Source organism: Rhizobium sp. BR 249, from assembly GCF_047445895.1.
GTDB lineage: Bacteria > Pseudomonadota > Alphaproteobacteria > Rhizobiales > Rhizobiaceae > Rhizobium.
The window spans coordinates 13503-37934 of record NZ_JARWKX010000027.1 but is presented as its reverse complement, the minus strand read 5'-3'; the positions used below and the strand labels follow the sequence as shown (position 1 = coordinate 37934).

Here is a 24432-nt window from a genome sequence, read left to right as displayed (position 1 = left end):
TCCGTTTCCTTAAGCCACGAACCTGTTGATCGCCGCTTCGATGGTCATCGTTTCGCGCGCGCCGGTCTTGCGGTCCTTCACCTCGACTTCGCCGTTTGCGACCGCACGCGGGCCAGCGATGATCTGGAAAGGCACCCCGATCAGGTCGGCGGTCGCGAATTTCGTGCCGGCCCGGTCGTCGGTATCGTCATAGAGCACATCCTTGCCGGCCTTGCTCAGCGCGGCATAGATCAGCTCGCAGGTATCGTCGCAGGCCTGATCGCCCGCCTTCATGTTGATCACGACGACATCGAAGGGCGCGACCGATGCCGGCCAGATGATTCCGTTGTCATCATGCGATGCTTCGATGATGGCGGGAACAAGGCGTGTGGGGCCGATGCCGTAAGAACCCATGTGAACGAAGTGTTCCTTGCCGTCAGGCCCCTGCACTTTCGCGCCCATCGGCTCGGAATATTTCGTGCCGAAATAGAAGATGTGGCCGACTTCGATGCCGCGTGCCGAAAGACGCTCGCCTTCGGGAACGGCGTTGAAGGCCGCCTCGTCGTGCATTTCCGAGGTCGCCGCATAAAGCGAGGTCCACTTGTCGAAGATCGCCTTCAGGCCTTCGACGCTGTCGAAATCGGTGTTTTCGCCGGGGATATCGAAACCGACGAAGTCCTTGTGGCAGAAGACTTCGGATTCGCCGGTATCGGCGAGGATGATGAATTCATGGCTCAGATTGCCGCCGATCGGGCCGGTATCGGCGCGCATTGGAATGGCGCGCAGGCCAAGCCGATCGAAGGTTCTGAGGTATGCGGCGAACATCTTGTTGTAGGAATGCTCCGCCCCTTCGCGGGTCAGATCGAAGGAATAGGCGTCCTTCATCATGAATTCGCGCGAGCGCATGGTGCCGAAGCGCGGCCGGATCTCGTCACGGAACTTCAGCTGGATGTGATAGAGATTGAGCGGCAGGTCCTTATAGGACTTGACGGAGGAGCGGAAAATATCCGTCACCATCTCCTCGTTGGTGGGGCCGTAGAGCATCGGCCGGTCCTGGCGGTCCTTGATGCGCAGCATTTCCTTGCCGTAAGCATCATAGCGGCCGCTTTCCTGCCAGAGATCGGCCGACTGCAGGGTCGGCATGGAAAGCTCGATGGCGCCGGCGCGGTTCTGCTCGTCGCGGATAATATTGTTGACCTTGTCGAGAACCTTCTTACCCAACGGCAGCCAGGAATAGATGCCCTGCGACTGCTGGCGGATCATGCCGGCGCGCAGCATGAGCCGATGGGAGACGATTTCTGCCTCCTTGGGGTTTTCCTTGAGAATGGGCATGAAGAAGCGGGACAGACGCATGGCGGATTCCGGACCAGTTGAGATCCCGCGGAGAAGCGGAATCGAAGACAATTGTTAATGTCGGGAGCGTTCATAGCCGCTTCGCGGCAGGAAGGAAACCCGCAACGGACGCTGGCAGCCTCCCCGAGGCGCATGTTCGCACCCGCAAAATGGAAGGACGTGAAAAAGCGCGTATTTATAAGGGTTTGAACGAAAATCTTGTCAACAGAAAAATTTTGCTAGAGTGTAGCAAAAATGCAAAAAAAGGTAATGACAAAGCCCAATGTTTGAGCTAGCTTTAGCTCACAAAACAGGCAAGGAGGTTAATTCTTGCCATTTCGCGGTCAAGTCTTGGGAGGATCAGATCTTAGGCGCGCTCGTCGCAGCCCCGGCAACGGTTACAGATCACGCGATACTTAAAACAAGGCTTTTAGCCTTGTTTTTTTTTGGTTTTCCGCCTTCCACAGATCCAAAAATCCGACCATCTCTCATAGGGGGATATGGCCTCATTCCGTTACGGAAGCTCTTTGCCGTAACAATATGACACTGGTATGACGGTATACCGTCTCTCGAATTTACATCTGCTCAAACTTTGAGCAAAAGCTACTTCTTAGTAGAAGCTCGGCCCCAATTGTGGAAGGGCATCGAAGCCCCAGCCGAAATAGGTGTCGGAGACATACCAGGCGCCGTAGATCATTGCAGAAATCAGCGTCGTCAGGGAAAAGACGAAGCCGGCGCGAAATCGGGTGGGCGCGCTCGGAACGGTGCCAAGCACCACGTCATTATCCTCGGCCTGGGTGCGCAGGCCGATCGGCAGGACGGCGAAAAGCGTCATCCACCAGATGATGAAATAGACGGCAAATCCCTGGAGAAAAATCTGGAGCATCATCATTCCCGTTAAGCCGCATCGGCGGCGAAGCATTCCGTTCTCACGTGGCGGAAATGCTCCATCTCTTCTTTCAGCCGGTCCTTGGAAAACGCAGCGCGTTTTCGACGGATTGTCTGGAGCGCCCTTATACGGCGAAACGGCGACCAACTCAAAGAGAACGACACCTTTGGCCGTCTTTAGGTCACTCTGCCGCAGCGCTCAGACCTGTTCGAGTTCGATCAGCGTGCCGAAGAAATCCTTGGGGTGCAAAAAAAGGACCGGCTTGCCGTGCGCGCCGGTCTTCGGCTTGATATCGCCGAGCACCCTTGCGCCGGCTTCGATCAGCCGATCACGGGCGAGAAGGATATCCTCCACCTCGTAGCAGATGTGATGCATGCCCCCCGACGGGTTCTTTTCGAGAAAGGCCGCGATCGGCGAGTTCTGCCCAAGCGGCTGCAGCAATTCGACCTTGGTGTTCGGCAGTTCGACGAAGACGACGGTAACGCCGTGCTCCGGCAGGGCCTGCGGCTGTGATACCACAGCCCCCAGCGTATCGCGATAGCTGGCCGCCGCTGCGGCGAGATCGGGAACGGCGATGGCGATATGGTTCACCCGGCCGAGCATGATCAGACCTTGGTGACGAAGGCGGTGACGAGAGGCTTCTTGCCCCAGGCATGGTTCGCGGCGGCGCGAACGGCGCGGCGCACGGCTTCCTGCAGCATGTCGATATCCTTACGGCGGGCACGCGGAATGCTCTCGATGGCGCCGATCGCCGCGTCGTAGAGCGTATCTTCCATCTCCTCGCCCTCGTCGTCATAGACCGGCAAGCCGATCGAAACGAGATCGGGATCGCCGATGATGTCGTAGCGGGCGTCGAGCACGATGTTGACCGCGACATGGCCGACATAGGAGAGCTTCTTGCGCTCGCCGATGCCCATCTCGTCGAAATCGCCGATCAGCATGCCGTCCTTGTAGATGCGGCCATGCGGCGCCTCGCCGATCACCTCCACAGGCCCGGGCGCCAACCGCAGAATATCGCCGTTGCGCACGCGCGGCACGATCGCAATACCGGATTGTTCGGCAAGTTCCTTATGCGCCGTCAGATGCGTCGCCTCACCATGCACGGGAACCACGATCTTCGGCCGTGTCCACTCGTACATCCTCTGCAATTCGTTACGGCGCGGATGGCCGGAAACATGGACCAGCGCCTCGGTATCGGTGATGATGTGCACGCCCTGCTCGACAAGGCCGTTCTTGATGTCCTGGATCGCTTTCTCATTGCCGGGAATAGCGCGCGAGGAGAAGACGACGATATCGCCTGCCGCAAATGCCACATTGCGCATCTCGTCACGGGAAAGCTTCGCAAGTGCCGCCCGCGCCTCGCCCTGGCTGCCGGTCAGGATGACAACCACCTTGTCGCGCGGGATATAACCGTATTCCTCCTCGGAGATGAAGGGCTTCACGCCGTCCATCAAGCCGATATCCTGGGCGACGTCGACGACGCGCTTCAGCGAGCTGCCGAGCAACAGCACTTCGCGGCCAGCCGCCTCGGCAGCCTCGGCGACAGTGCGGATGCGCCCGACATTCGACGAGAAGGTGGTGATCGCCACCCGGCCCTCGGCATCCTCGATGATCTTGCGCAGGCTTTCCGAAACATCCTTCTCCGAGGGCGAAACACCGTCACGCAGCGCATTGGTGGAATCGCACATCAAGGCCAGCACGCCCTCGTCGCCAAGCTGGCGGAAGCGCGTCTCATCGGTCAGCGGCCCGAGCGAAGGCTCGTGGTCGATCTTCCAGTCGCCGGTATGGATGACATTGCCGGCCGGCGTGCGAATCATCAGCGACATCGGCTCGGGAATCGAATGGTTGACGGCCACACCTTCGATGCTGAAGGGGCCGACATTGATCGTATCGCCTGCCTTGAACGGCGTCACCGGCACTTCGCCGATCGTAGCCTTCTCAAAATTGCGCTTGGCTTCGAGCAGGCCCGAGGTAAAGGCCGAGGCAAAGACCGGTACATTGAGGCCGGGCCAGAGATCGGCAAGCGCCCCGTAATGGTCTTCGTGCGCATGGGTGATGATGATCGCCTTGAGGTTCTTGCGCTCGCTGGCGAGGAAGCGGATATCGGGCAGCACGAGGTCGACGCCCGGCAGGTCAGGTCCGGGAAAAGTGACGCCGCAATCGACCATGATCCACTGGCGATGCTCGGGCGGGCCGTAGCCATAAAGAGCGAGATTCATGCCGATCTCGCCAACGCCGCCTAAAGGCAGGAACACCAGTTCATCCTGTTTCGCCATAATTTTCGTTTTTTCCGCTATCCAAAAAACACATCACCGGCGGCAATGGACATCATCCTGCCAGCGCCGGTATCGAGCATCAACAAGCCATTATCATCAATCCCGGCGAATTGTCCGGAAATCGACCGGTCCGGTAAATTGACCGTGATCTTTTCGCCGACGCCGCAGGCGATGGCGCGCCAAAGCTCCGTAATCGCGCCGATGCCGCGTCCCTCATCCCATATATCGAGCACATCGGCCATCGCGGCGAAGAGGTGGGCGAAGAGTTCCTCCGGCGAAGCCGCACTCCCCTGCTCGCGCAGGCAGGTGACGGGATAGAGCGGATTATCGGGCATCACCGAGACATTGATGCCGATGCCGACGATCAGCGCATAACGCCCATCCGGCAGTCCCTCGCCTTCGACGAGGATGCCGCAGGTCTTCTTCCGACCGATGAGAATATCGTTCGGCCATTTGACCTCGAGCGGCTCGGCGCCGGGCGGCAGCACCTGGCGGATCGCCTGGTGTACGGCGACGGCGACTGCCAGCGGCAAAGAGCCGAGGCGCTCCATCGGCGCCGGATCGATGAGAAGAAGAGAGGCGTAGAGGTTGCCGGGTTCGGAAACCCAAAGCCTGCCCCGGCGGCCGCGGCCGCCGGTTTGCCTGCCGGCGGTTATCCAGAGGTTTCCGCCATCGCCCGCCCGAGCCCGGGCGAGGCATTCGCTGTTGGTGGACGATGTTTCCGACAGAGCCTCATGCCTGATATCGCCGAGCGATATCCGGCGCCGTCCGTCGGAGGCCATCAGAAGAGCGTCGCGGCGGCAAGCTCTGCCGCGCCGCCGATCGGGCCGCCGATGAGAACATAGGCGGTGACGAAGAGGCCGGAGAGACCGAAGACCAGGCGCAACGCGCCGGAGACACGCGCGAATTCGCCGGTGGCCTCATCGAACCACATCAGCTTGATGACGCGCAGGTAGTAATAGGCGCCGACGACCGAGGCGAGAACGCCGATGATGGCGAGCGCATAGAGCTTTGCCTCGATCGCGGCGACGAAGACGAAATACTTCGCGAAGAAGCCGGCAAGCGGCGGGATGCCGGCAAGCGAGAACATCAGCGCCGTCAGCACCACGGCCATGAACGGGTTCGTGGTAGACAGGCCGGCGAGATCGTTGACATTCTCGACCATCGTGCCGTCCTTGCGGCGCATCGACATGATGATCGCAAAGGTACCGAGCGTCATGATCATGTAGATGACCATGTAAAGCATGACGCCGGAGACACCGGTCTGGTTGCCGGCAGCAAGGCCGACAAGCGCATAGCCCATATGGCCGATCGAGGAATAGGCCATCAGTCGCTTGATGTTCTTCTGGCCGATCGCGGCAAAGGAGCCGAGCAGCATCGAGGCGATCGAGATAAAGACGACGACCTGCTGCCAGTCCGCCAGCACCGGCTGGAAGGCGGTGATGACGATGCGGGTCATCATCGCCATGGCAGCGACCTTGGGAGCTGCCGCGAAGAAAGCGGTGACCGGGGTCGGCGCACCTTCGTAAACATCAGGCGTCCACATGTGGAAGGGAACGGCCGAAATCTTGAAGGCGATGCCGGCGAGAATGAAGACCAGGCCGAAGACGAGGCCGAGCGAACGCGCGCCCTCGACGGAAAGCGCCTGGGCGATTTCGGAGAAGTGGGTGTGGCCGGTGAAGCCATAGACCAGCGACATGCCATAGAGCAGCATGCCGGAGGACAGTGCACCGAGGACGAAATATTTCAGGCCGGCTTCGGTCGACTTCAGGCTGTCGCGGTTGATGGCAGCGACGACGTAGAGCGCCAGCGACTGCAGTTCCAGCGCGAGATAGAGCGAGATCAGGTCGTTGGCCGAAATCATCAGCAGGATGCCGAGGGTCGCGAGCACCAGCAGAACCGGGAACTCGAACTTGTCGAGCTGGTTTTCGCGTGCGTGACCGATCGTCATGAACAGGGCGACCAGCGAACCGATCAGTGCCACCAGTTTCATGAAGCGCGAGAAGCCATCGGCCATGTAGACGCCGCCGAAGGCAAGGCCTTCCGCCGGCACGAAGAGCAGCCACAGGCCGGAAGCCAGGAACAGGACGATGGCAAGGCCGGTGACGACGGGGCCCGACCGCTCGCCCGAGAAGACGCCGACCATCAACAAGACAAGGGCGCCGACCGCGAGGATGAGCTCCGGCGCGGAAAGATGCAGACTGAGGAGAATTGTTTCAGCGGTCATGTCCGATAAGTCCCGTCATCATTTCATAGACAGCGCAACATTCTGCGCTGCGTGCACGGCGGCCGTGTAGTTGTTGACCAGCAGATCCACCGAGGCGGCCGTCGCATCGAAGACCGGAGCCGGGTAAACGCCGAAGAAGATGGTCAGTGCGACCAGCGGATAGAGGATCAGCTGCTCGCGTGGCGAAAGATCGAGCAATGCCTTCAGCTTTTCCTTCTCCAGCGCGCCGAAGATCACCCGGCGATAGAGCCAGAGCGCGTAGGCGGCCGAGAGGATGACGCCGGTGGCGGCAAAGAGCGCAACCCAGGTATTGACCCGAAAGACGCCGATCAGCGTGAGGAATTCGCCGATGAAGCCCGACGTGCCGGGAAGCCCGACATTGGCCATGGTGAAGACCATCATCGCCACGGCATATTTCGGCATGTTGTTGACGAGGCCGCCATAGGCGTTGATCTCGCGGGTGTGGGTGCGGTCGTAGACGACGCCGACGCAGAGGAAGAGCGCGCCGGAGACAATGCCGTGCGACAGCATCTGGAAGATCGAGCCCTGAACGCCCTGCATGTTGGCGGCGAAAATGCCCATGGTCACATAGCCCATGTGCGCCACCGAGGAATAGGCGATCAGCTTCTTGATGTCGTCCTGCATCATCGCCACCAGGGAGGTGTAGATGATGGCGATGACGGACAAAGCGAAGACGAACGGCGCGAAATAATCGGAGGCGACGGGGAACATGCCGAGCGAGAAGCGGATGAGACCGTAGCCGCCGAGCTTCAGCAACACGCCGGCCAGGATCACTGAGCCTGCCGTCGGCGCCTGAACGTGGGCATCCGGAAGCCAGGTATGGACCGGCCACATCGGCATCTTCACCGCGAAGGAGGCGAAGAAGGCGAGCCACAACCAGGTCTGCATCGCCGGCGGGAACTTGTAGGCGAGCAGCGCGGTGATGTCGGTCGTGCCGGCCTGCCAGTACATCGCCATGATGGCGAGCAGCATCAGCACCGAGCCGAGCAGAGTGTAGAGGAAGAACTTGTAGCTCGCGTAGACGCGGTCCTTGCCGCCCCAGACGCCGATGATCAGGAACATCGGAATGAGGCCCGCCTCGAAGAAGACGTAGAAGAGCACGATATCGAGCGAGACGAAGACGCCGATCATCATCGTTTCGAGGATGAGGAAGGCGATCATGTATTCCTTCAGGCGCTTCTCGATCGAGAGCCAGCTCGCCAGCACGCAGAAGGGCATGAGGAAGGTCGAGAGGATGACGAACAGCATCGAGATGCCGTCGACGCCGACATGGTAGCCGATGCCGGTGCCGAGCCAATTGTGCTTCTCGATCATCTGGAAGCCCGGATTGGCATTGTCGAAGCTGGTCCAGATGAAAAGCGAGACGACGAAGGTAAAGACCGTCGTGATCAGCGAGATCCACAGCACGTTCTTGCGGCCGCTTTCACTCTCGCCGTTCATCAGCAACAGGAGCACGACACCGACGAGCGGCAGGAAGGTGACCGTTGAAAGAATAGGCCAATCGGTCATCAGAAGGAACTCCCGAGCATCATCCAGGTAACGAGCGCCGCAATGCCGATCAGCATGGCGAAGGCGTAGTGATAGAGGTAACCGGTCTGCAGGCGGACCACGCGGTCGGTGACGGCGACGACGCGGGCGGCCACGCCGTTCGGGCCGTACGTATCGATGACGCCCACATCACCCTTCTTCCACAGGAAGCGGCCGAGAGCTCGCGCGGTACGGACGAAGAGGAAGTCGTAAAGTTCGTCGAAGTACCACTTGTTCAGCAGGAACTGATAGAGCACGCGATGCTGCTGCGCGAGGATGCGCGGCGTCTGCGGCGAGCGGATATACATGTACCAGGCAATGACGAAGCCGAGCACCATGGAAATGAAGGGGCTCAGAGCCACGAGCGCCGGAACGTGGTGGAACTCTTCGACGAGCTCGTTCTCGGCACCGGTGAAGAGAGCGCCCTTCCAGAACTCCGCGTATTCCTCGCCGTAGAAGCGGCCTTCGAACAGGAAGCCGGCCACGATCGCGCCGATGGCGAGGATGTAGAGCGGAACCAGCATGACCTGGGGCGACTCGTGAACGTGATGCATGACCTCGTGCGAAGCGCGCGGCTTGCCGAAGAAGGTCATGAAGATCAGGCGCCAGGAATAGAAGCTCGTGAACAGAGCCGCGATGACCAGCAGCGAGAAGGCAAAGCCCGCAACCGGCGAGTGCGATGCATAGGTCGCCTCGATGATCACGTCCTTGGAGAAGAAGCCGGCAAAACCGATCGGCGTGAAGGGAATGCCGACGCCGGTGATCGCCAGCGTGCCGATGATCATCATCCAGAAAGTCACCTTGATGTGCGGCCGCAGGCCACCCATGTAGCGCATGTCCTGCTCGCCATCGACAGCGTGGATGACCGAGCCGGCGCAAAGGAAGAGCAGCGCCTTGAAGAAGGCATGCGTGAAGAGATGGAAGATCGCCGCGCCATAGGCCCCTACCCCGAGCGCCACGAACATGTAGCCGAGCTGCGAGCAGGTGGAATAGGCGATGACACGCTTGATGTCGTTCTGCACGAGGCCGACGGTTGCCGCGAAGAAGGCGGTGATCGCGCCGATCACCGTGACGACCGTAAGCGCATCGTGCGACAGTTCGAAGAGCGGCGACATGCGGGCAACGAGGAAGACGCCGGCAGTAACCATCGTAGCCGCATGGATGAGAGCCGAGACCGGGGTCGGGCCTTCCATGGCGTCAGGCAGCCAGGTGTGGAGCAGGAACTGCGCCGACTTGCCCATCGCACCCATGAAGAGCAGCAGGCAGATGCCGGTCAGCGCATGCGCCTTGTCGAGCTGCATGCCGAAGAGATTGAGGATCGCTTCGCCGGCCTCGCCGCCTTCATGCGGGGCGAAGTTCGAGGCGTTGGCGAAGATCGTGTCGAGATTGATCGAGCCGAACAGCACGAAGACGCCGGCAATGCCGAGCACGAAGCCGAAGTCGCCGACGCGGTTGACGATGAAGGCCTTCATCGCCGCAGCCGTCGCCGACGGCTTCTTGAACCAGAAACCGATCAGCAGATAGGAGGCAAGACCGACGCCTTCCCAGCCGAAGAACATCTGGGCAAGGTTGTCCGAAGTCACCAGCATCAGCATAGCGAAGGTGAAGAGCGAGAGATAGGCAAAGAAGCGCGGGCGATGCGGATCGGTGTGCATGTAGCCGATCGAATAGACATGCACTAGCGTCGAGACCGTATTGACGACGATCAGCATGACCGAGGTCAGCGTATCCACGCGCAGCGACCAGGAGACGTCGATGCCGCCGGACTGGATCCAGCGCAGCACCTCGACCTTGATCGGGCCGCCTTCGAGATGGCCCATGCCGACGTTGAAGAAGACGACCCAGGACAGGATGGCGGCGATAATCATCAGGCCGCTGGTGACATATTCCGAAGCCTTGGCGCCGATCGCGCGGCCGAAAAGGCCGGCGATGATCGCACCGATCAAGGGAAGAAAGACGATAGCCTTATAGAGGAACATGAGCCACTCAGCCCTTCATCATATTGACGTCTTCGACCGCGATCGAGCCGCGGTTGCGGTAGAAGACAACGAGAATTGCAAGACCGATCGCCGCTTCGGCAGCCGCGACCGTCAGGATGAACAGCGCGAAGACCTGGCCGACGATGTCGTTCAGGAAGTGAGAGAAGGCGACCATGTTGATATTGACGGCAAGCAGGATCAGTTCGACCGACATCAGGATGACGATGACGTTCTTGCGGTTCAGGAAGATGCCGAAGACGCCGAGCGTGAAGAGGATGGCGCTGACCGTCAGGTAGTGGGAAAGTCCGATGACCATGTTCTTTGTTCCTTGACCTGCCTTTAGACGCCCTGCCCGGGCTTGACCGACACCACCTCGACGGCGGTGGCGGGCGTGCGGGCAACCTGCCTGGAGATATTCTGTCGCTTGATGTTGGTGCGGTGCCTCAGCGTCAGAACGATCGCGCCGATCATCGCCACCAGCAGCACCAGGCCGGCAATCTGGAAGAAATAGACGTAGTTGGTGTAAAGCACGTCGCCGAGAGCGGCCGTATTGGTGCGTTCGGCAAGGGCCGGGATCGGCATGGCAACTGATTTGGCGATCTCGGGCGAGATAACGCTGCCGCCGATGACGACGATCAGTTCGGCCGCGAGGATGATCCCGATCAGCGCACCGATCGGCGCATATTCGAGAACACCGGCGCGAAGCTCGGTGAAATCGATGTCGAGCATCATCACCACGAAGAGGAAGAGGACCGCGACAGCGCCGACATAGACGACGAGCAGGATCATCGCCAGGAATTCGGCCCCGGCCAGCAGGAAGAGGCCGGCCGCATTGAAGAACACCAGGATCAGGAAGAGAACCGAGTGAACCGGGTTCTTCGCCCAGATGACCATGAACGCCGACGCTATCGCGACAAAGGCGAAAAGATAGAAAAATAGAGCCTGCAGACCCATGTTGGTGCCTTTTTCATCTTCCCCCGGGCAGCCGGGAGTTTCCCTGCCCGATAGAGCTTTCCGCGGCGCTGGCCGGCAAAGCTCCTGTGCATATTGACCGCGACGAAAGCGCCTTGGCGCCATCGCGGCATTTCAAAATCTCAATCAGCGGTACGGCGAGTCGATCGCGATGTTGCGCGCGATTTCGCGCTCCCACCGGTCCCCGTTATCCAGAAGCCGCGCCTTGTCGAAATAGAGTTCTTCGCGTGTTTCCGTCGCAAATTCGAAATTCGGCCCTTCGACGATCGCGTCGACCGGGCAGGCTTCCTGGCAGAAGCCGCAATAGATGCACTTCACCATGTCGATGTCGTAGCGCACCGTGCGGCGCGTGCCGTCGTTGCGGCGCGGGCCGGCCTCGATGGTGATCGCCTGGGCAGGACAGATCGCCTCGCAGAGCTTGCAGGCGATGCAGCGTTCCTCGCCGTTCGGATAACGGCGCAGCGCATGCTCGCCGCGGAAGCGCGGAGAAACCGGGCCCTTTTCGAAGGGATAGTTGATCGTCGCCTTCTGGCGGAAGAAATAGCGCATCGACAGAAAGAAGGCGCCGACGAATTCCTTGAGAAACAGCGAGTTGATGGAGCCGGACAAGCTTGCCATCTTCAACCTCCAATTTTGCCGGAAACGAGAGCGGACATGATCAAGCCCATCCCATCAGTTTCAGCACGAATGCAACGATGATGACCATGGCGAGCGACAGCGGCAGGAAGACCTTCCAGCCGAGGCGCATGAGCTGGTCGTAGCGGTAACGGGGAACGAAAGCCTTGACCATCGCGAACATGAAGAACACGAAGCAGGCCTTCAGCATGAACCAGATGATGCCGGGGACCCAGTTGAGGATCCAGATATCGACCGGGGGCAGCCAGCCGCCAAGGAAGAGGATCGTCGTCAGCGAGCACATCAGGCAGACGGCCGCATATTCGCCGAGCATGAACATCATGTATGGCGAGGAGCCGTATTCGACCATGAAGCCGGCGACGAGTTCCGATTCGGCTTCCGGAAGGTCGAAAGGCGGACGGTTCGTCTCGGCGAGCGCCGAAATGAAGAAGATGATGAACATCGGGAACAGCGACAGCCAGTGCCAGTCGAGGAACGACGCCGGCAGGCCGAGCATGGTGCCGAGGCCCGTGTGCTGCGCATTGACGATATCGGTCAGGTTCAGCGAGCCGACGCAAAGAAGCACGGTGACGATGACGAAGCCGATCGAGACTTCATAGGAAACCATCTGTGCTGCCGAGCGCAGCGCGCCGAGGAACGGATACTTCGAGTTCGAAGCCCAGCCGCCCATGATGATACCGTAGACCTCGAGCGAGGAAATCGCGAAGATATAGAGAATGCCGACATTGATGTTGGCAATCACCCATCCGTCTGCAAGCGGCACCACCGCCCAGGTCGACAGCGCCAGAAGCACCGTAACCAGCGGAGCCAGCAAGAAGACCGCCTTGTTGGCGCCGGCCGGGATGATCGGCTCCTTGAAGACGAACTTCAGGAGGTCGGCGAAGGACTGGAACAGGCCGAAGGGACCGACGACGTTCGGTCCCCGGCGCAGCTGCACGGCAGCCCAGATCTTGCGGTCCGCGAGCAGCACGTAGGCGATGAAGACGAGCAGGCAGACCAGAAGCAGCAGCGACTGACCGATCATGATGATCGCCGGCCAGACATAGGTCGAAAAGAAAGAATCCATAGTCCCCTGCCCTTACTCTGCCGCGACTTTGAAGTTGTTGCGGGCCAATGCCGAGCACTCGGCCATGACAGCCGAGGCACGCGCTATCGGGTTCGTCAAATAGAAGTCTTTGACCGGCGACGCAAACCCTGACTTGTTCATCTTGCCGGCTTTTTTCGCGACTGCGGCAATTTGGGCGCTATCGGTTTCGGCGATCTCGTCGATGGCGGCAAAATGCGGGAAAGCGGCATAGAGGCGGCCACGCAGTTCATTGAGCGAATCGAAGGGAAGCTTCTTGCCGAGCACGTCCGAAAGAGCGCGGATGATCGCCCAGTCCTCGCGGGCATCGCCCGGCGCGAAGCCTGCGCGGTTGCCCATCTGGACGCGGCCTTCGGTGTTGACCCAGGTGCCGGATTTTTCGGTATAGGCCGCAGCCGGCAGGATGACGTCGGCGTGATGCGCGCCGTTATCGCCATGCGAGCCGATATAGACGGTGAGCTTGGCCTTCTTGGCGGTGAAGTCGAGTTCATCGGCGCCGAGCAGGAAGAGCACGTCCATCGAAGTCAGCATCTCGGCCGCATTGACGCCCTTGGCACCCGGCACGAAGCCGAGGTCGAGGCCGCCGACGCGCGATGCAGCGGTGTGGAGGACGGCGAAGCCGTTCCAGCCTTCGACGACCGCGCCGACCGAACCCGCGAGCTTGGCAGCGCTGGCGAGAACGCCTGCACCGTCACTGCGCGACAGCGCACCCTGGCCGATGATGATCATCGGCTTTGCGGCATTCTTCAGAACATCAGCGAAGGCATGGCCGCCATCGACGAGATCCTTCAGCGTGTCGGGACCGGCGCCGAGGTAGTCATAGCTGTAGCGCAGTTCGCCCGGCTCGCCGATCACGCCGATGGGGAACTTGCCGCGGCGCCAGCGCTTGCGGATACGGGCGTTGAGGATCGCCGCTTCGAAGCGCGGATTGGCGCCGATGATCAGCAGCGCGTCGGCCTGGTCGATGCCCGCGATGGTCGGGTTGAAGAGGTAGCTTGCGCGGCCGAGCGACGGATCGAGTGCCGTCCCATCCTGGCGACAGTCGAGATTGTCAGATCCCAGCGACTTGACCAGTTGGGCGAGCGCATACATTTCCTCGACGGAAGCGAGATCGCCAGCGATCGCGCCGATCTTCTCGCCTGAGGTGGCGCTGACAGCAGCCTTGATGGCGCCGAAGGCCTCGGCCCACGTAGCGGGCTGCAGGCGGCCGTCGCTGCGGACATAGGGCCGGTCGAGGCGCTGGGTCTTCAGTCCGTCCCAGATGAAGCGGCTCTTGTCGGAGATCCACTCTTCGTTGATGGCTTCGTTGACGCGCGGCAGGATGCGCATGACTTCGCGGCCACGGGTATCGACACGGATTGCCGAACCGACGGCATCCATGACGTCGATCGATTCGGTCTTGTTCAATTCCCAGGGGCGCGCCGTGAAGGCGAAGGGCTTGGAGGTGAGCGCGCCGACCGGGCAAAGGTCGACGACGTTGCCCTGCAGTTCGGAGGTCATTGCCTGTTCGAGATAGGTGGTGATTTCAGCATCTTCACCGCGGCCGATCAGGCCGAGTTCGGAGATGCCGGCGACTTCGGTAGTGAAGCGAACGCAGCGCGTGCAGTGAATGCAGCGGTTCATGACCGTCTTGACGAGCGGTCCGATATACTTGTCCTCGACGGCGCGCTTGTCTTCCTGATAGCGCGAGGTGTCGATGCCGAAGGCCATCGCCTGGTCCTGCAGGTCGCATTCGCCGCCCTGGTCACAGATCGGGCAATCGAGCGGATGGTTGATCAGCAGGAACTCCATCACGCCTTCGCGGGCCTTCTTGACCATCGGCGTGTTGGTGAAGACCTCGGGCAGTTCGCCGTTCGGGCCGCCGCGGATGTCGCGCACGCTCATGGCGCAGGAGGCCTGCGGCTTCGGCGGGCCGCCCTTCACTTCGACAAGGCACATGCGGCAATTGCCGGCGACCGACAGGCGCTCGTGGAAGCAGAAGCGCGGAACCTCGGCGCCGGCGTCTTCGCACGCCTGCAACAGCGTGAAATGATCCGGAACTTCGATCTCGTTGCCGTCAATCTTCAGTTTTGCCATCGTCGCTCAGTCCTGTTTCCCGTTTGCCTGAAGACGGCAAACAAACCTGTTTTTGCAACACCATCATTGCCAAGCCGGAGCTTTCGTCCTGCCGGCAGCTGATGTCGCCCAAATTCTCTGTCGCGCATTCCAGACCCGGAACCCGCATCGGCATCTGCAGCTTGAGGCCCCCGCCCGTCCGCCGATCTGCCCGTTTTTCCGGCCGATTGATCCGGCCGGACATCTCATTTCTTCCTGCGGCCCCGCCCTGCCAGAATTTTCGCCTGGCCGGACCAGTCGTCGCGCCCGATACGGCCGTTGAAGCCGAGCTCGGCGTCCAGCCGGGCAACCTCTTCGTCGGTCCAGGCGGCAATCTCGGCGAAGCTGCGAATGCCCCTGGCGTTCAGCACCTGCTCCAACTTCGGGCCGATGCCGGCGATCAGCTTCAGGTCGTCGGCCTTCCCAGTCCGCGCAACCGGCTTTGCCTTCACAGCCGCCTTCGGCTGGCTCGCAGGCACCGGTTCGCTGGCCGGCGTGACCACCGTCAGTTTCGGCCTTGCCTTCTTCTCGACCAGCGGCTTGGCGAAAGCCTTGGCCGCCGGGCGGATATTTTCCGGCCGGATATCGACACCGGGCGCCGGCTCTTCCGGCGGGGTGTCATCGAGAGCGGCGGCAAGCTTGCCTGTCGTTTCCAAGGCGCTCTGGAAAGCCCCGAAAAAGGCGCCGGCCATCTGCGTCGAGAAACCGAAGCCGATCGCGGTTGCGGCGGCAAAGGCTGCGGCGGGATGGGCCATCAGGGGATGCACCGGCATTGCCCGCGCATTTTCCAGCACCTCGGCGGCAAGACGGCCGAAGCCGGCCGCAAATTCGGCAGCCTCTTCCTTCTTCCTGCTGTCGGATGCCTTGTCCGCCATGATTATTCAGCCGCCTCCAGAACCGCGCCGTGATCGAGCGCGCTTGCCGTATACTGGTCGATGCGCTTTTCGATTTCCGGACGGAAGTTACGGATCAGACCCTGCACCGGCCATGCGGCGGCATCGCCGAGCGCGCAGATGGTGTGGCCTTCGATCTGCTTCGTCACCTGGAACAACATGTCGATTTCGCGCTTCTGGGCATTACCCTTGGCCATGCGCTCCATCACGCGCCACATCCAGCCCGTGCCTTCGCGGCAAGGCGTGCACTGCCCGCAGCTCTCATGCTTGAAGAAGGCGGAGATGCGGGCGATCGCCTTGATGACGTCGGTGGACTTGTCCATGACGATCGCGGCGGCAGTGCCGAAGGAGGAGCCGACGCCGCGCAGGCCGTCGAAATCCATCGGGCAGTCGATGATGTCCTTGGCCGGAACGATCGGGCAGGATGCGCCGCCCGGAATGACGGCGAGCAAGTTGTCCCAGCCGCCGCGAATGCCGCCGGCATGGCGATCGACCAGTTCGCGGAAGGTGATGCCCATTTCCTCTTCGACCGTGCACGGCTTGTTGACGTGACCGGAGAGCATGAACAGCTTGGTGCCGACATTGTTCGGGCGGCCGATGGCCGAAAACCAGCCGGCGCCGCGGCGCAGGATCGTCGGGGCAACGGCGATCGATTCGACGTTGTTGACGGTCGTCGGGCAGCCGTAGAGGCCCATATTGGCCGGGAACGGCGGCTTCAGACGCGGCTGGCCCTTCTTGCCTTCCAGGCTTTCGAGCAGCGCGGTTTCCTCACCGCAGATATAGGCGCCGGCGCCGTGATGGACGAAGATGTCCATGTCCCAGCCGAGCTTGTTGTTCTTGCCGAGCAAGCCGTAATCATAGCATTCGTCGATCGCCGCCTGCAGCGCTTCGCGTTCGCGGATATATTCGCCGCGCACATAGATGTAAGCCGCGTTGGCGCCCATGGCGAAGCTCGCGACGACGCAGCCTTCGATCAGCGTATGCGGATCGTGGCGCATGATGTCACGGTCCTTGCAGGTGCCGGGCTCCGATTCGTCGGCATTGACGACGAGGTAATGCGGGCGTCCGTCGCTTTCCTTCGGCATGAAGGACCATTTGAGGCCAGTGGGGAAGCCGGCGCCGCCGCGGCCGCGAAGGCCAGACGCTTTCATCTCGTTGATGATCCAGTCACGGCCCTTTTCGAGGATCTGCTTGGTGCCGTCCCAGTGGCCGCGGCTCATCGCGCCCTTCAGGGATTTTTCCTTGAGGCCGTAGATGTTGGTAAAGATGCGGTCTTTATCTTGTAACATGCTTCACCTCTTACCGCGGCTTCTTGCCGAAGACCTTGATATATTCCGCTTCGCCGCCCTTGGCGAGCGCCTTGGCCTGCTTGACCCAGTCGTCGCGCTCGATGCGGCCGCGGAAGTTCAGGTAGCCGTCGACCCATTCGCGTTCGGCCTTTTTCCAGCCTGCGACCTGCGCGAAGGTGAAGATGCCGATTTCGTTCAACGTCGCCTCGATCTTCGGACCGACGCCGGAGATCATCTTCAGATCGTCAGGCGCGGCGGGCTTTTCGATGCCGGCCGGCCGGTTCTTGTCGGTCAGGCTGGGCTTTGCCACCGGGGCAGCCTCGGCCTTGACGGCGGGCTGCGGCGCCGGTTCGGCAGCGGCCGTTCCGGAAACCGGCTGCTCCTCGACAGCCTTGGCGTTTTTCGCAGCCGCCTTCGGCGCCGTTGCCGGCGTCTTCAGCGCGGCATTGGTCTCCGCATCCGTGCTCTTCGGACGGGCGGCCTCGGAGGGCGGAACCGGAGCGGCGTCGACCGGTGCCGAGATGGTTTCGGCATCGGCCTTCTTGGCGCGCGCCCTTGCCTTCGGCTCTTCCGTCGTCAGCGAGGTCGGACCGCCTTCAGGCGCGGAAAATATCCGATCGATCTGAGTGCCGGGCTTGATGCTGGCGCCGTTGCCGGCGGCAAAGGTGTCGATGATCTCTTCCAGGCGCTCCGGGGTCAGATCCTCGTAGGTGTCCTTGCCGATCATCACCATCGGGGCGTTGACGCAGGCCCCGAGACATTCGACCTCTTCCCAGGACAGCGTGCCTTCGGCATTGCGCTCGAAGGGATGGGCATGGATCTTGCTCTTGCAGACTGACATCAGCGCTTCCGAGCCGCGCAGCATGCAGGGCGTGGTGCCGCAAACCTGGACATGGGCGCGCGTGCCGACGGGATGCAGCTGGAACTGCGTATAGAAGGTCGCGACCTCGAGCACTCTGATATAGGCCATATCGAGCATATCGGCGATCTTTTCGATCGCCGCGCGCGTGACCCAGCCATCCTGCTCCTGCGCCCGCATCAACAGCGGGATGACCGCCGATTGCTGGCGGCCGGCGGGGTATTTCTGGATCGTCTTGTCCGCCCAGACCGCATTTTCATCGCTGAAAGCGAATGCGGCAGGCTGAAATTGATCTTCGGCTAATCGACGAACGGACATTCTTCCTCACGCCTTGTCAGTTTAGGGTTCCACACCGCGAAGCGGTCAAAGACTGCATTTCGCAGGCATAGGCCGACTGGTCTTTCTGCATAAACACTACGAATTTGCTGCCATTCGGAATGGCAGCCTTGATCTGATAGCCCTTGGACAAAAGCTCGCCCATGGACGATTGCGCAGCCGGCGGCGTCACTTCCTTATGGCCCAGCGGTACGCCGAGGGTATCGGCCTCCTGAGCCGAGACCCCGGATGCCGCAAGAAGAAGTGCGACGGCAAGCGGCAGACGCTGCATCAGCGGTCCACCTCGCCAAAGACGATGTCGAGCGAACCGAGAACGGCTGCGACGTCGGCAAGCTGGTGGCCGCGGCACATGAAGTCCATCGCCTGCAGATGTGCATAACCTGGGGCACGGATCTTGCAGCGATACGGCTTGTTGGTGCCGTCGGAGACGAGATAGACGCCGAACTCGCCCTTCGGCGCCTCGACGGCGGCATAAACCTCGCCAGCCGGCACGTGGTAGCCTTCGGTATAGAGTTTGAAGTGGTGGATCAGCGCTTCCATCGAACGCTTCATTTCTCCACGCTTCGGCGGCACGACCTTGCCGTCGATCGACGAGAAAGGACCGGTCTTGGCATCCGAAAGCAGGCGGTTGACGCACTGCTTCATGATGCGGACCGATTCGCGCATCTCGATCATGCGGATCAGGTAGCGGTCGTAATTATCGCCGTTCTTACCGATCGGAATGTCGAATTCGAGATCGGAATAGCATTCGTAAGGCTGGGCGCGACGCAGGTCCCAGGCAGCGCCCGAACCGCGCACCATGACGCCGGAGAAGCCCCAGGCCCAGCAATCCTCCAGCGAGACGACACCGATATCGACGTTGCGCTGCTTGAAGATGCGGTTGCCGGTGAGCAGATCGTCGATGTCGTCGAGCGCCTTCAGGAACGGATCGCACCAGTCGCCGATGTCCTGCACAAGCTTTTCCGGCAGGTCCTGGTGGACACCGCCCGGACGGACATAGGCGGCGTGCATGCGTGAGCCACTGGCGCGCTCGTAGAACACCATCAGCTTTTCACGCTCTTCGAAGCCCCAGAGCGGCGGCGTCAGCGCGCCGACGTCCATGGCCTGCGTCGTAACGTTCAAGAGATGCGAGAGGATGCGGCCGATTTCGGAATAGAGAACGCGGATCAGCTGGCCGCGGATCGGGATCTCGATGCCGAGCAGCTTTTCCACAGCCAGAGCATAGGCATGCTCCTGGTTCATCGGCGCGACATAGTCGAGGCGATCGAAATAGGGCACGGCCTGAAGATAGGTCTTGGTCTCGATCAACTTCTCGGTGCCGCGGTGCAACAGGCCGATATGCGGATCGACACGCTCCACAATTTCGCCGTCAAGCTCCAGGACAAGACGAAGAACGCCGTGCGCCGCCGGATGCTGCGGTCCGAAATTGATGTTGAAGTTGCGGACGTTATGTTCTGTCATTTGCAACGCGCTCCGCTATTGCAGGCATGAGCCAGTGGGCAATAGGCAATAGTGTATTCTTCAGATCCTACTGCTTCGCCTTCTCATCGCCCGGGAGCACATATTCAGTGCCTTCCCACGGCGACATGAAGTCGAAGTTGCGGAATTCCTGTTTCAGTTCCACCGGCTCGTAAACGACGCGCTTTGCCGCATCGTCGTAACGAACCTCGACGAAACCGGTCGTCGGAAAGTCCTTGCGCAGCGGGTGGCCTTCGAAACCGTAGTCGGTCAGGATGCGGCGCAGATCCGGATGGCCGGTGAAGAGCACCCCGTACATGTCCCAGGTCTCGCGCTCGAACCAGTCGGCGCCGGGATAGACGGCGCAGGCGGAGGGAACCGGCGTATCCTCGTCGGTCGCGACCTTGACGCGGATGCGCAGGTTCTTCTTCGGCGACAGCAGATGATAGACGACGTCGAAACGCAGCTCGCGCTGCGGCCAGTCGACGCCGCAAATGTCGATCAGGTTGACGAAACCGCATTTGGCATCGTCACGCAGGAAGGTCAGCAGCGCGATCAGGTTTTCACCCGTCGCCGTCAGCGTCAGCTCGCCATACTTCATCTGCGAAGCGGCAATCAAATTGCCGCGCGCTTCGCCAAGGTAGGACGCAAGCTCAGTCAGGGCTTCACTCATATGCCTAGTCCTTAACCCTTAGCGTTCGATCGTGCCGGTGCGGCGGATCTTCTTCTGCAGCAGAAGCACGCCGTAAAGCAGTGCCTCCGCCGTGGGGGGACAGCCCGGCACGTAGATGTCGATCGGCACGACGCGGTCGCAGCCGCGAACGACCGAATAGGAATAGTGATAGTAACCGCCGCCATTGGCGCAGGAGCCCATCGAGATGACATAACGCGGCTCGGGCATCTGGTCGTAGACCTTGCGCAGCGCCGGCGCCATCTTGTTGGTCAGTGTGCCGGCGACGATCATCACGTCGGACTGGCGCGGCGAGGCACGCGGCGCAAAACCGAAGCGCTCGACGTCATAACGAGGCATCGACAGCTGCATCATTTCGACGGCGCAGCAGGCAAGACCGAAGGTCATCCACATCAGCGAGCCGGTACGGGCCCAATTGATCAACTCGTCGGTCGAGGTGACGAGAAAACCCTTGTCGGCGAGTTCGTTGTTGATCTCACCGAAGAAGGCGTCGTTGCTGCCGATCGGCTTGCCTGTGGATGGATCGATGATCCCCTTCGGCTGCTGGGCAACAAGCGGCTGATTGCTCACAGGGGTCACTCCCATTCCAGGGCTCCCTTCTTCCATTCATAAATAAAGCCGATGGTCAGCACGAGAAGGAAGACCATCATGGACCAGAAGCCGAACCAGCCGATGGCGCCGAAGGAAACGGCCCAAGGGAAAAGGAAGGCGACTTCGAGGTCGAAGATGATGAAGAGGATCGACACGAGGTAGAAGCGGATGTCGAACTTCATGCGGGCGTCATCGAACGCGTTGAAGCCGCATTCGTAAGCCGAAAGCTTTTCCGAATCGGGCGCTTTGAAAGCCACGGCGAACGGCGCGATGAGCAGCGCCAGGCCAATGACAAGCGCGATACCGATGAAGATGGCGATCGGAATATAGGAACTGAGCAGTTCAGTCATCATGTTCATCCCTGCTTGCCGGCGGCGCCAGGAGGCGCATATGGGCAAATGCCCGGCAAGCGAACGTGCGTTGCAACAAGCCGTGGTTAGCGCAGCCGAAGCCCCGGCGCAAGACTTTATACAGAGGCAATTCGACGAGTGCGCGCGGACATTATCAAGCAGATGCAACGATGTCGCGACAAATCCGCGCAAGCGGCTTGAACCTGCATGGCTGACCACTGGAAACTGCATGGCTTTGAGAAGAAATGGCGCGAGTGACGGGGCTCGAACCCGCGACCTCCGGCGTGACAGGCCGGCACTCTAACCGACTGAGCTACACCCGCGCATAACGGACGGAAGAACCGGATGGCGGCGGATGTCGCCGGCTTGGAAATGGCGCGAGTGACGGGGCTCGAACCCGCGACCTCCGGCGTGACAGGCCGGCACTCTAACCGACTGAGCTACACCCGCACTTCATTTTCAAGCAATCCGGATGCCTTCGCACCCTCACCAAAACGGCTGCCCGTTTCGATGAGCGGCTAACTACGGGGTTCGCCTTTTAGTGTCAAGCAGGTTTGGAGACAAAACCATGACAGCCGTTGAATTGTTTCGTCGAAGCTCCTGCAGAAAGGATGAAAAGCCGGCAATTCCAATCTCCGCAGCCGTACCGAAGCATGGTCGAAGCCGGCGCCGCCGGCAAAACGCATATGTCGGCCGCCACCCCCTCCCCTTTATCCACAGCCCCGCCTCGCCCGACCGGCACGGCGAGAGACATGATCACCGCCAAAAAAATCAAAAAATCTTCACAAACACTCTTGCGGTTTTGCCGCGATCCGCATAGATCACGGCCACCAACGCGGCAGGCCGATCCGGCTTCGCCAGCGATGGGCGATTAGCTCAGTTGGTAGAGCGCCTCGTTTACACCGAGGATGTCGGGAGTTCGAGTCTCTCATCGCCCACCATTCCCTTACAAACCAAGCCGTGTAGCTTCGAATTTGCTCAGTGAGCCATTCAAGTGAGACATTGGCCCGCACAATCCCACCTATATTCTGAAGTCACGCAACGGCGTTTTCCATCCGCGCTGGCCCCTCCCCCGTGAAATTCATCCACAGAAACCGGCATCCGACATCAAGGTAACGAATCGGGCACCCCACTCTCCCTAACAAAACCCGACGATGAATTGCTGCTCCGCTTCATCGATAAGTATGGCCTCGACATCGCCAAGGGAACGGACCAGTACGACAAGCTGGAACGAGATATGAAACGGGGCTATCGGCGCTTTTTTGAAGATGTGCTGGCCTATGATTCGGCTGTGGCGGATTTCGATCTTGATCAGCCAACCTCATCCACGGCCATCGCGCAGTTCATACTGCTTAAACGCCATGCCGGACCTCCGTGCTCAACACGGCGTCCTATGAAGCAGCGATTAACGGATTTGGGAAACCTGAATGTCGATCCGACCTGGATATTGGTAATTTCAGTCGAACCTCGATGCGCGTGCCAGCTTTTCCGCGGCTTCGATCGAAATTTCGGTGCGCAAGGCAGCCTTCTCCGCACGGGAAAAATCGGCAGCGGCCTGTTCTGCCCGCTCCTGAGCGGCAAGCCGGTCGAGTTTGCGTTTTTCCAGCACCGCGCCGGCATCGGCCTCATGGCTGCGTAATAAGGATTGACGCATGACGGCGTCCTGAAGCCGTGCAGCGGGAATAATGCCGTTCTTGCGCAATTCGTCGATAACGGGGTTGCCTGCGGCTCGGCTCGCGGCGATGTCGAGTTCTGTGGAGGCCCTCGCCTCCTCCTCTCTTGCCCGTTCGGCGTCCGCGCGCGCCTCGGAGAGGCTGCGGGAAAGATTGTCGGCCCGCAGATTGCGTATTTCCAGCAACTGCTTGAGAGACATCAGTGCCTTCATCGCTGCCCTTTCAGGCGCCGTCGTTCGTCGTCAGGATTTCCAGCTGGCCGCCCTTGATGATTTTGATGCTGTCGGCCTGCTGCCGGCTCAGTACATCTTCGACGGCCTTGACGAACACGGCCGGGCCGCGCACGAGCACCAATCCGCTGGCCGCATCTTCACGCAAGGCATCGTCGGGCAGGAGCGGGAACAGCGCGCGTATGGCATTTTGCTCGGCCTTCCAGCTGCGGCCGCCGCGATCGAGGACGACGGTGGAGACCTCCTGTTTCGGCGCGATGATAATGCGGCTGCCGTCATAGGCGACGAATAGATTGCTGGCATCGCCAAGCTTCACGAATGCCTTCGCCCCGTTTTCCTGGACGGACCAGTGCTCGACCTTGCCGGTCAGCGTTCCGACGGTAGTGACCGGGATGCCCGACATGAAGGAAAGCGTCTGAACGACATCGCTGAGTGGCAGCGAGACGACATCCAGGCGCACCTCTCGCTCACTTGCTCCAGCCGATAGAGGAAAAGCCGCCAACAGTCCGATAGCGGCAGTGTAAACAAAACGCGCAAACATCTGAGTTTACCCCTCGGTCCGGACGCTCCGTCAGCAACATGATCGAGCGAAGGCACGGAATACGAAATCGAGATCATTAATAATTATCTGATCTACTATTACAGATCGCCAAGATCCAGGGAACACGGCTCATATCCATTTCGCGCATTCATTGTACATATTGCGCATTAATAACTTTTTAACATAAGCTATTGAAACCCATCTTGAATTCTGCAACGTTCTGGCCGCCAAAACCATGCAAGGAGTTCAAGACATGGCTACCAGCACCAGCACTTCCACACTCGATGCGGGCATCGGCTCCGCAATCTCCGCCTTCAAGGCGGCTCAGAACGAAGCAACCGCGCAGAGCCTGCAGGTTGCAACCGAGATCACCAAGATCAACGGCGTCGCCAACGCCATCAAGAAAATCGGTCCGGGCTGATTGAACGCAATGGCGAGACGGGTTCGCCCGTCTCGCTTTCCCCGCTCTCGAAGACAATAGAAGCCGCTCGACGGACGGTTCGGG

Annotated in this window: 25 protein-coding genes and 3 tRNA genes; 2 read left to right on the top strand and 26 right to left on the bottom strand. The window is 60.5% G+C overall.

Translation table 11 applies throughout. The features are described 5' to 3' along the window. Positions 1–9: 9 nt before the first annotated feature. The 24 genes from proS to QD408_RS22225 all read right to left on the bottom strand — a co-directional run bounded on the left by proS (position 10) and on the right by QD408_RS22225 (position 21933). Positions 10–1332, bottom strand: coding sequence for a proline--tRNA ligase (gene proS, locus QD408_RS22340; protein ID WP_414140796.1), 1323 nt, complete (start codon positions 1330–1332; stop codon positions 10–12). A 589-nt stretch (positions 1333–1921) separates the two neighbouring features. Then, positions 1922–2197 carry a DUF1467 family protein gene (locus QD408_RS22335; protein WP_088685527.1) on the bottom strand — a complete coding sequence of 92 codons (276 nt, stop codon included), beginning with the start codon at positions 2195–2197 and terminating at the stop codon, positions 1922–1924. 201 nt (positions 2198–2398) lie between these two features. Continuing rightward, positions 2399–2803 carry a methylmalonyl-CoA epimerase gene (gene mce / locus QD408_RS22330; protein WP_414140795.1) on the bottom strand — a complete coding sequence of 135 codons (405 nt, stop codon included), beginning with the start codon at positions 2801–2803 and terminating at the stop codon, positions 2399–2401. 2 nt (positions 2804–2805) lie between these two features. Continuing rightward, entirely contained in the window at positions 2806–4476 is a 1671-nt protein-coding gene (locus tag QD408_RS22325; RefSeq protein WP_414140794.1) for a ribonuclease J, read from the bottom strand. Between the two features lie 17 nt (positions 4477–4493). Then, positions 4494–5258: a biotin--[acetyl-CoA-carboxylase] ligase gene (locus tag QD408_RS22320; RefSeq protein WP_414140793.1), complete on the bottom strand. Its 765-nt coding sequence runs from the start codon at positions 5256–5258 to the stop codon at positions 4494–4496. After that, the gene (nuoN, locus tag QD408_RS22315; protein ID WP_088685451.1) at positions 5258–6703 is read right to left on the bottom strand and encodes an NADH-quinone oxidoreductase subunit NuoN; all 1446 of its coding nucleotides are present in this window, start codon (positions 6701–6703) and stop codon (positions 5258–5260) included. The genes QD408_RS22320 and nuoN overlap by 1 nt, the downstream gene beginning before the upstream one ends. 18 nt (positions 6704–6721) lie before the next feature. Further along, positions 6722–8233, bottom strand: coding sequence for an NADH-quinone oxidoreductase subunit M (locus QD408_RS22310; RefSeq protein ID WP_088685450.1), 1512 nt, complete (start codon positions 8231–8233; stop codon positions 6722–6724). Then, positions 8233–10230 (bottom strand): NADH-quinone oxidoreductase subunit L, encoded by a 1998-nt coding sequence (gene nuoL, locus QD408_RS22305; RefSeq protein ID WP_088685449.1) that lies wholly within the window; start codon positions 10228–10230, stop codon positions 8233–8235. Before nuoL ends, QD408_RS22310 begins: the two co-directional genes overlap by 1 nt. A 7-nt stretch (positions 10231–10237) precedes the next feature. Next, positions 10238–10546 (bottom strand): NADH-quinone oxidoreductase subunit NuoK, encoded by a 309-nt coding sequence (gene nuoK / locus QD408_RS22300; protein WP_010066755.1) that lies wholly within the window; start codon positions 10544–10546, stop codon positions 10238–10240. Positions 10547–10569: 23 nt separating this feature from the next. Further along, positions 10570–11184, bottom strand: coding sequence for an NADH-quinone oxidoreductase subunit J (locus QD408_RS22295; protein ID WP_088685448.1), 615 nt, complete (start codon positions 11182–11184; stop codon positions 10570–10572). A 144-nt stretch (positions 11185–11328) separates the two neighbouring features. Continuing rightward, entirely contained in the window at positions 11329–11820 is a 492-nt protein-coding gene (nuoI, locus tag QD408_RS22290; protein ID WP_017959943.1) for an NADH-quinone oxidoreductase subunit NuoI, read from the bottom strand. 40 nt (positions 11821–11860) lie between these two features. Then, positions 11861–12904 (bottom strand): NADH-quinone oxidoreductase subunit NuoH, encoded by a 1044-nt coding sequence (gene nuoH / locus QD408_RS22285; RefSeq protein ID WP_085736875.1) that lies wholly within the window; start codon positions 12902–12904, stop codon positions 11861–11863. A gap of 12 nt (positions 12905–12916) precedes the next feature. Beyond that, positions 12917–14998 (bottom strand): NADH-quinone oxidoreductase subunit NuoG, encoded by a 2082-nt coding sequence (gene nuoG, locus QD408_RS22280; RefSeq protein WP_088685447.1) that lies wholly within the window; start codon positions 14996–14998, stop codon positions 12917–12919. Then, positions 14979–15221: a hypothetical protein gene (locus QD408_RS22275; RefSeq protein WP_141105683.1), complete on the bottom strand. Its 243-nt coding sequence runs from the start codon at positions 15219–15221 to the stop codon at positions 14979–14981. The genes nuoG and QD408_RS22275 overlap by 20 nt, the downstream gene beginning before the upstream one ends. Before the next feature lies 1 nt (position 15222). After that, positions 15223–15891: a 5' DNA nuclease gene (locus QD408_RS22270; protein ID WP_088685446.1), complete on the bottom strand. Its 669-nt coding sequence runs from the start codon at positions 15889–15891 to the stop codon at positions 15223–15225. A gap of 2 nt (positions 15892–15893) precedes the next feature. Beyond that, positions 15894–17198: an NADH-quinone oxidoreductase subunit NuoF gene (gene nuoF / locus QD408_RS22265; protein WP_025394097.1), complete on the bottom strand. Its 1305-nt coding sequence runs from the start codon at positions 17196–17198 to the stop codon at positions 15894–15896. A gap of 10 nt (positions 17199–17208) precedes the next feature. Then, positions 17209–18375, bottom strand: a complete 1167-nt coding sequence (locus QD408_RS22260) for an NADH-quinone oxidoreductase subunit E (RefSeq protein WP_414140792.1) — start codon at positions 18373–18375, stop codon at positions 17209–17211. A gap of 16 nt (positions 18376–18391) precedes the next feature. Next, on the bottom strand, positions 18392–18664 hold the full coding sequence (locus QD408_RS22255) for a hypothetical protein (RefSeq protein ID WP_414140791.1): 273 nt from the start codon (positions 18662–18664) through the stop codon (positions 18392–18394). Beyond that, entirely contained in the window at positions 18664–19854 is a 1191-nt protein-coding gene (locus QD408_RS22250; protein WP_088685443.1) for an NADH-quinone oxidoreductase subunit D, read from the bottom strand. Before QD408_RS22250 ends, QD408_RS22255 begins: the two co-directional genes overlap by 1 nt. 67 nt (positions 19855–19921) lie before the next feature. After that, positions 19922–20524, bottom strand: coding sequence for an NADH-quinone oxidoreductase subunit C (locus QD408_RS22245; protein ID WP_088685442.1), 603 nt, complete (start codon positions 20522–20524; stop codon positions 19922–19924). Between the two features lie 18 nt (positions 20525–20542). Beyond that, the gene (locus QD408_RS22240; protein WP_008521904.1) at positions 20543–21127 is read right to left on the bottom strand and encodes a NuoB/complex I 20 kDa subunit family protein; all 585 of its coding nucleotides are present in this window, start codon (positions 21125–21127) and stop codon (positions 20543–20545) included. Continuing rightward, positions 21118–21483 carry an NADH-quinone oxidoreductase subunit A gene (locus tag QD408_RS22235; protein ID WP_008521906.1) on the bottom strand — a complete coding sequence of 122 codons (366 nt, stop codon included), beginning with the start codon at positions 21481–21483 and terminating at the stop codon, positions 21118–21120. The genes QD408_RS22240 and QD408_RS22235 overlap by 10 nt, the downstream gene beginning before the upstream one ends. Positions 21484–21729: 246 nt before the next feature. Continuing rightward, positions 21730–21806: transfer RNA gene (locus tag QD408_RS22230), tRNA-Asp, on the bottom strand. Between the two features lie 50 nt (positions 21807–21856). Continuing rightward, positions 21857–21933: transfer RNA gene (locus tag QD408_RS22225), tRNA-Asp, on the bottom strand. 415 nt (positions 21934–22348) lie between these two features. On the opposite strand from QD408_RS22225, the gene QD408_RS22220 reads away from it, so the two are divergent. After that, a tRNA-Val gene (locus QD408_RS22220) sits at positions 22349–22424 on the top strand. A 515-nt stretch (positions 22425–22939) separates the two neighbouring features. On the opposite strand, the gene QD408_RS22215 is transcribed toward QD408_RS22220, so the two are convergent. Beyond that, entirely contained in the window at positions 22940–23356 is a 417-nt protein-coding gene (locus QD408_RS22215; protein ID WP_414140790.1) for a hypothetical protein, read from the bottom strand. A 22-nt stretch (positions 23357–23378) separates the two neighbouring features. After that, a complete protein-coding gene (locus tag QD408_RS22210) occupies positions 23379–23927 on the bottom strand; it encodes a hypothetical protein (protein WP_088685439.1) in 549 nt (182 codons plus the stop codon). 253 nt (positions 23928–24180) lie between these two features. Here QD408_RS22210 and QD408_RS22205 point away from each other — a divergent pair, with 253 nt between their 5' ends. Beyond that, on the top strand, positions 24181–24348 hold the full coding sequence (locus QD408_RS22205) for a hypothetical protein (RefSeq protein ID WP_190237540.1): 168 nt from the start codon (positions 24181–24183) through the stop codon (positions 24346–24348). Positions 24349–24432 lie beyond the last annotated feature (84 nt).

Excerpts from the sequence above, each read along its gene's own strand:
- proS (WP_414140796.1), bottom strand. The coding sequence starts at position 1,332 with ATGCGTCTGTCCCGCTTCTTCATGCCCATTCTCAAGGAAAACCCCAAG.
- QD408_RS22335 (WP_088685527.1), bottom strand. The coding sequence starts at position 2,197 with ATGCTCCAGATTTTTCTCCAGGGATTTGCCGTCTATTTCATCATCTGG.
- mce (WP_414140795.1), bottom strand. The coding sequence starts at position 2,803 with ATGCTCGGCCGGGTGAACCATATCGCCATCGCCGTTCCCGATCTCGCC.
- QD408_RS22325 (WP_414140794.1), bottom strand. The coding sequence starts at position 4,476 with ATGGCGAAACAGGATGAACTGGTGTTCCTGCCTTTAGGCGGCGTTGGC.
- QD408_RS22320 (WP_414140793.1), bottom strand. The coding sequence starts at position 5,258 with ATGGCCTCCGACGGACGGCGCCGGATATCGCTCGGCGATATCAGGCAT.
- nuoN (WP_088685451.1), bottom strand. The coding sequence starts at position 6,703 with ATGACCGCTGAAACAATTCTCCTCAGTCTGCATCTTTCCGCGCCGGAG.
- QD408_RS22310 (WP_088685450.1), bottom strand. The coding sequence starts at position 8,233 with ATGACCGATTGGCCTATTCTTTCAACGGTCACCTTCCTGCCGCTCGTC.
- nuoL (WP_088685449.1), bottom strand. The coding sequence starts at position 10,230 with ATGTTCCTCTATAAGGCTATCGTCTTTCTTCCCTTGATCGGTGCGATC.
- nuoK (WP_010066755.1), bottom strand. The coding sequence starts at position 10,546 with ATGGTCATCGGACTTTCCCACTACCTGACGGTCAGCGCCATCCTCTTC.
- QD408_RS22295 (WP_088685448.1), bottom strand. The coding sequence starts at position 11,184 with ATGGGTCTGCAGGCTCTATTTTTCTATCTTTTCGCCTTTGTCGCGATA.
- nuoI (WP_017959943.1), bottom strand. The coding sequence starts at position 11,820 with ATGGCAAGCTTGTCCGGCTCCATCAACTCGCTGTTTCTCAAGGAATTC.
- nuoH (WP_085736875.1), bottom strand. The coding sequence starts at position 12,904 with ATGGATTCTTTCTTTTCGACCTATGTCTGGCCGGCGATCATCATGATC.
- nuoG (WP_088685447.1), bottom strand. The coding sequence starts at position 14,998 with ATGGCAAAACTGAAGATTGACGGCAACGAGATCGAAGTTCCGGATCAT.
- QD408_RS22275 (WP_141105683.1), bottom strand. The coding sequence starts at position 15,221 with ATGTCCGGCCGGATCAATCGGCCGGAAAAACGGGCAGATCGGCGGACG.
- QD408_RS22270 (WP_088685446.1), bottom strand. The coding sequence starts at position 15,891 with ATGGCGGACAAGGCATCCGACAGCAGGAAGAAGGAAGAGGCTGCCGAA.
- nuoF (WP_025394097.1), bottom strand. The coding sequence starts at position 17,198 with ATGTTACAAGATAAAGACCGCATCTTTACCAACATCTACGGCCTCAAG.
- QD408_RS22260 (WP_414140792.1), bottom strand. The coding sequence starts at position 18,375 with ATGTCCGTTCGTCGATTAGCCGAAGATCAATTTCAGCCTGCCGCATTC.
- QD408_RS22255 (WP_414140791.1), bottom strand. The coding sequence starts at position 18,664 with ATGCAGCGTCTGCCGCTTGCCGTCGCACTTCTTCTTGCGGCATCCGGG.
- QD408_RS22250 (WP_088685443.1), bottom strand. The coding sequence starts at position 19,854 with ATGACAGAACATAACGTCCGCAACTTCAACATCAATTTCGGACCGCAG.
- QD408_RS22245 (WP_088685442.1), bottom strand. The coding sequence starts at position 20,524 with ATGAGTGAAGCCCTGACTGAGCTTGCGTCCTACCTTGGCGAAGCGCGC.
- QD408_RS22240 (WP_008521904.1), bottom strand. The coding sequence starts at position 21,127 with ATGGGAGTGACCCCTGTGAGCAATCAGCCGCTTGTTGCCCAGCAGCCG.
- QD408_RS22235 (WP_008521906.1), bottom strand. The coding sequence starts at position 21,483 with ATGACTGAACTGCTCAGTTCCTATATTCCGATCGCCATCTTCATCGGT.
- QD408_RS22215 (WP_414140790.1), bottom strand. The coding sequence starts at position 23,356 with ATGTCTCTCAAGCAGTTGCTGGAAATACGCAATCTGCGGGCCGACAAT.
- QD408_RS22210 (WP_088685439.1), bottom strand. The coding sequence starts at position 23,927 with ATGTTTGCGCGTTTTGTTTACACTGCCGCTATCGGACTGTTGGCGGCT.
- QD408_RS22205 (WP_190237540.1), top strand. The coding sequence starts at position 24,181 with ATGGCTACCAGCACCAGCACTTCCACACTCGATGCGGGCATCGGCTCC.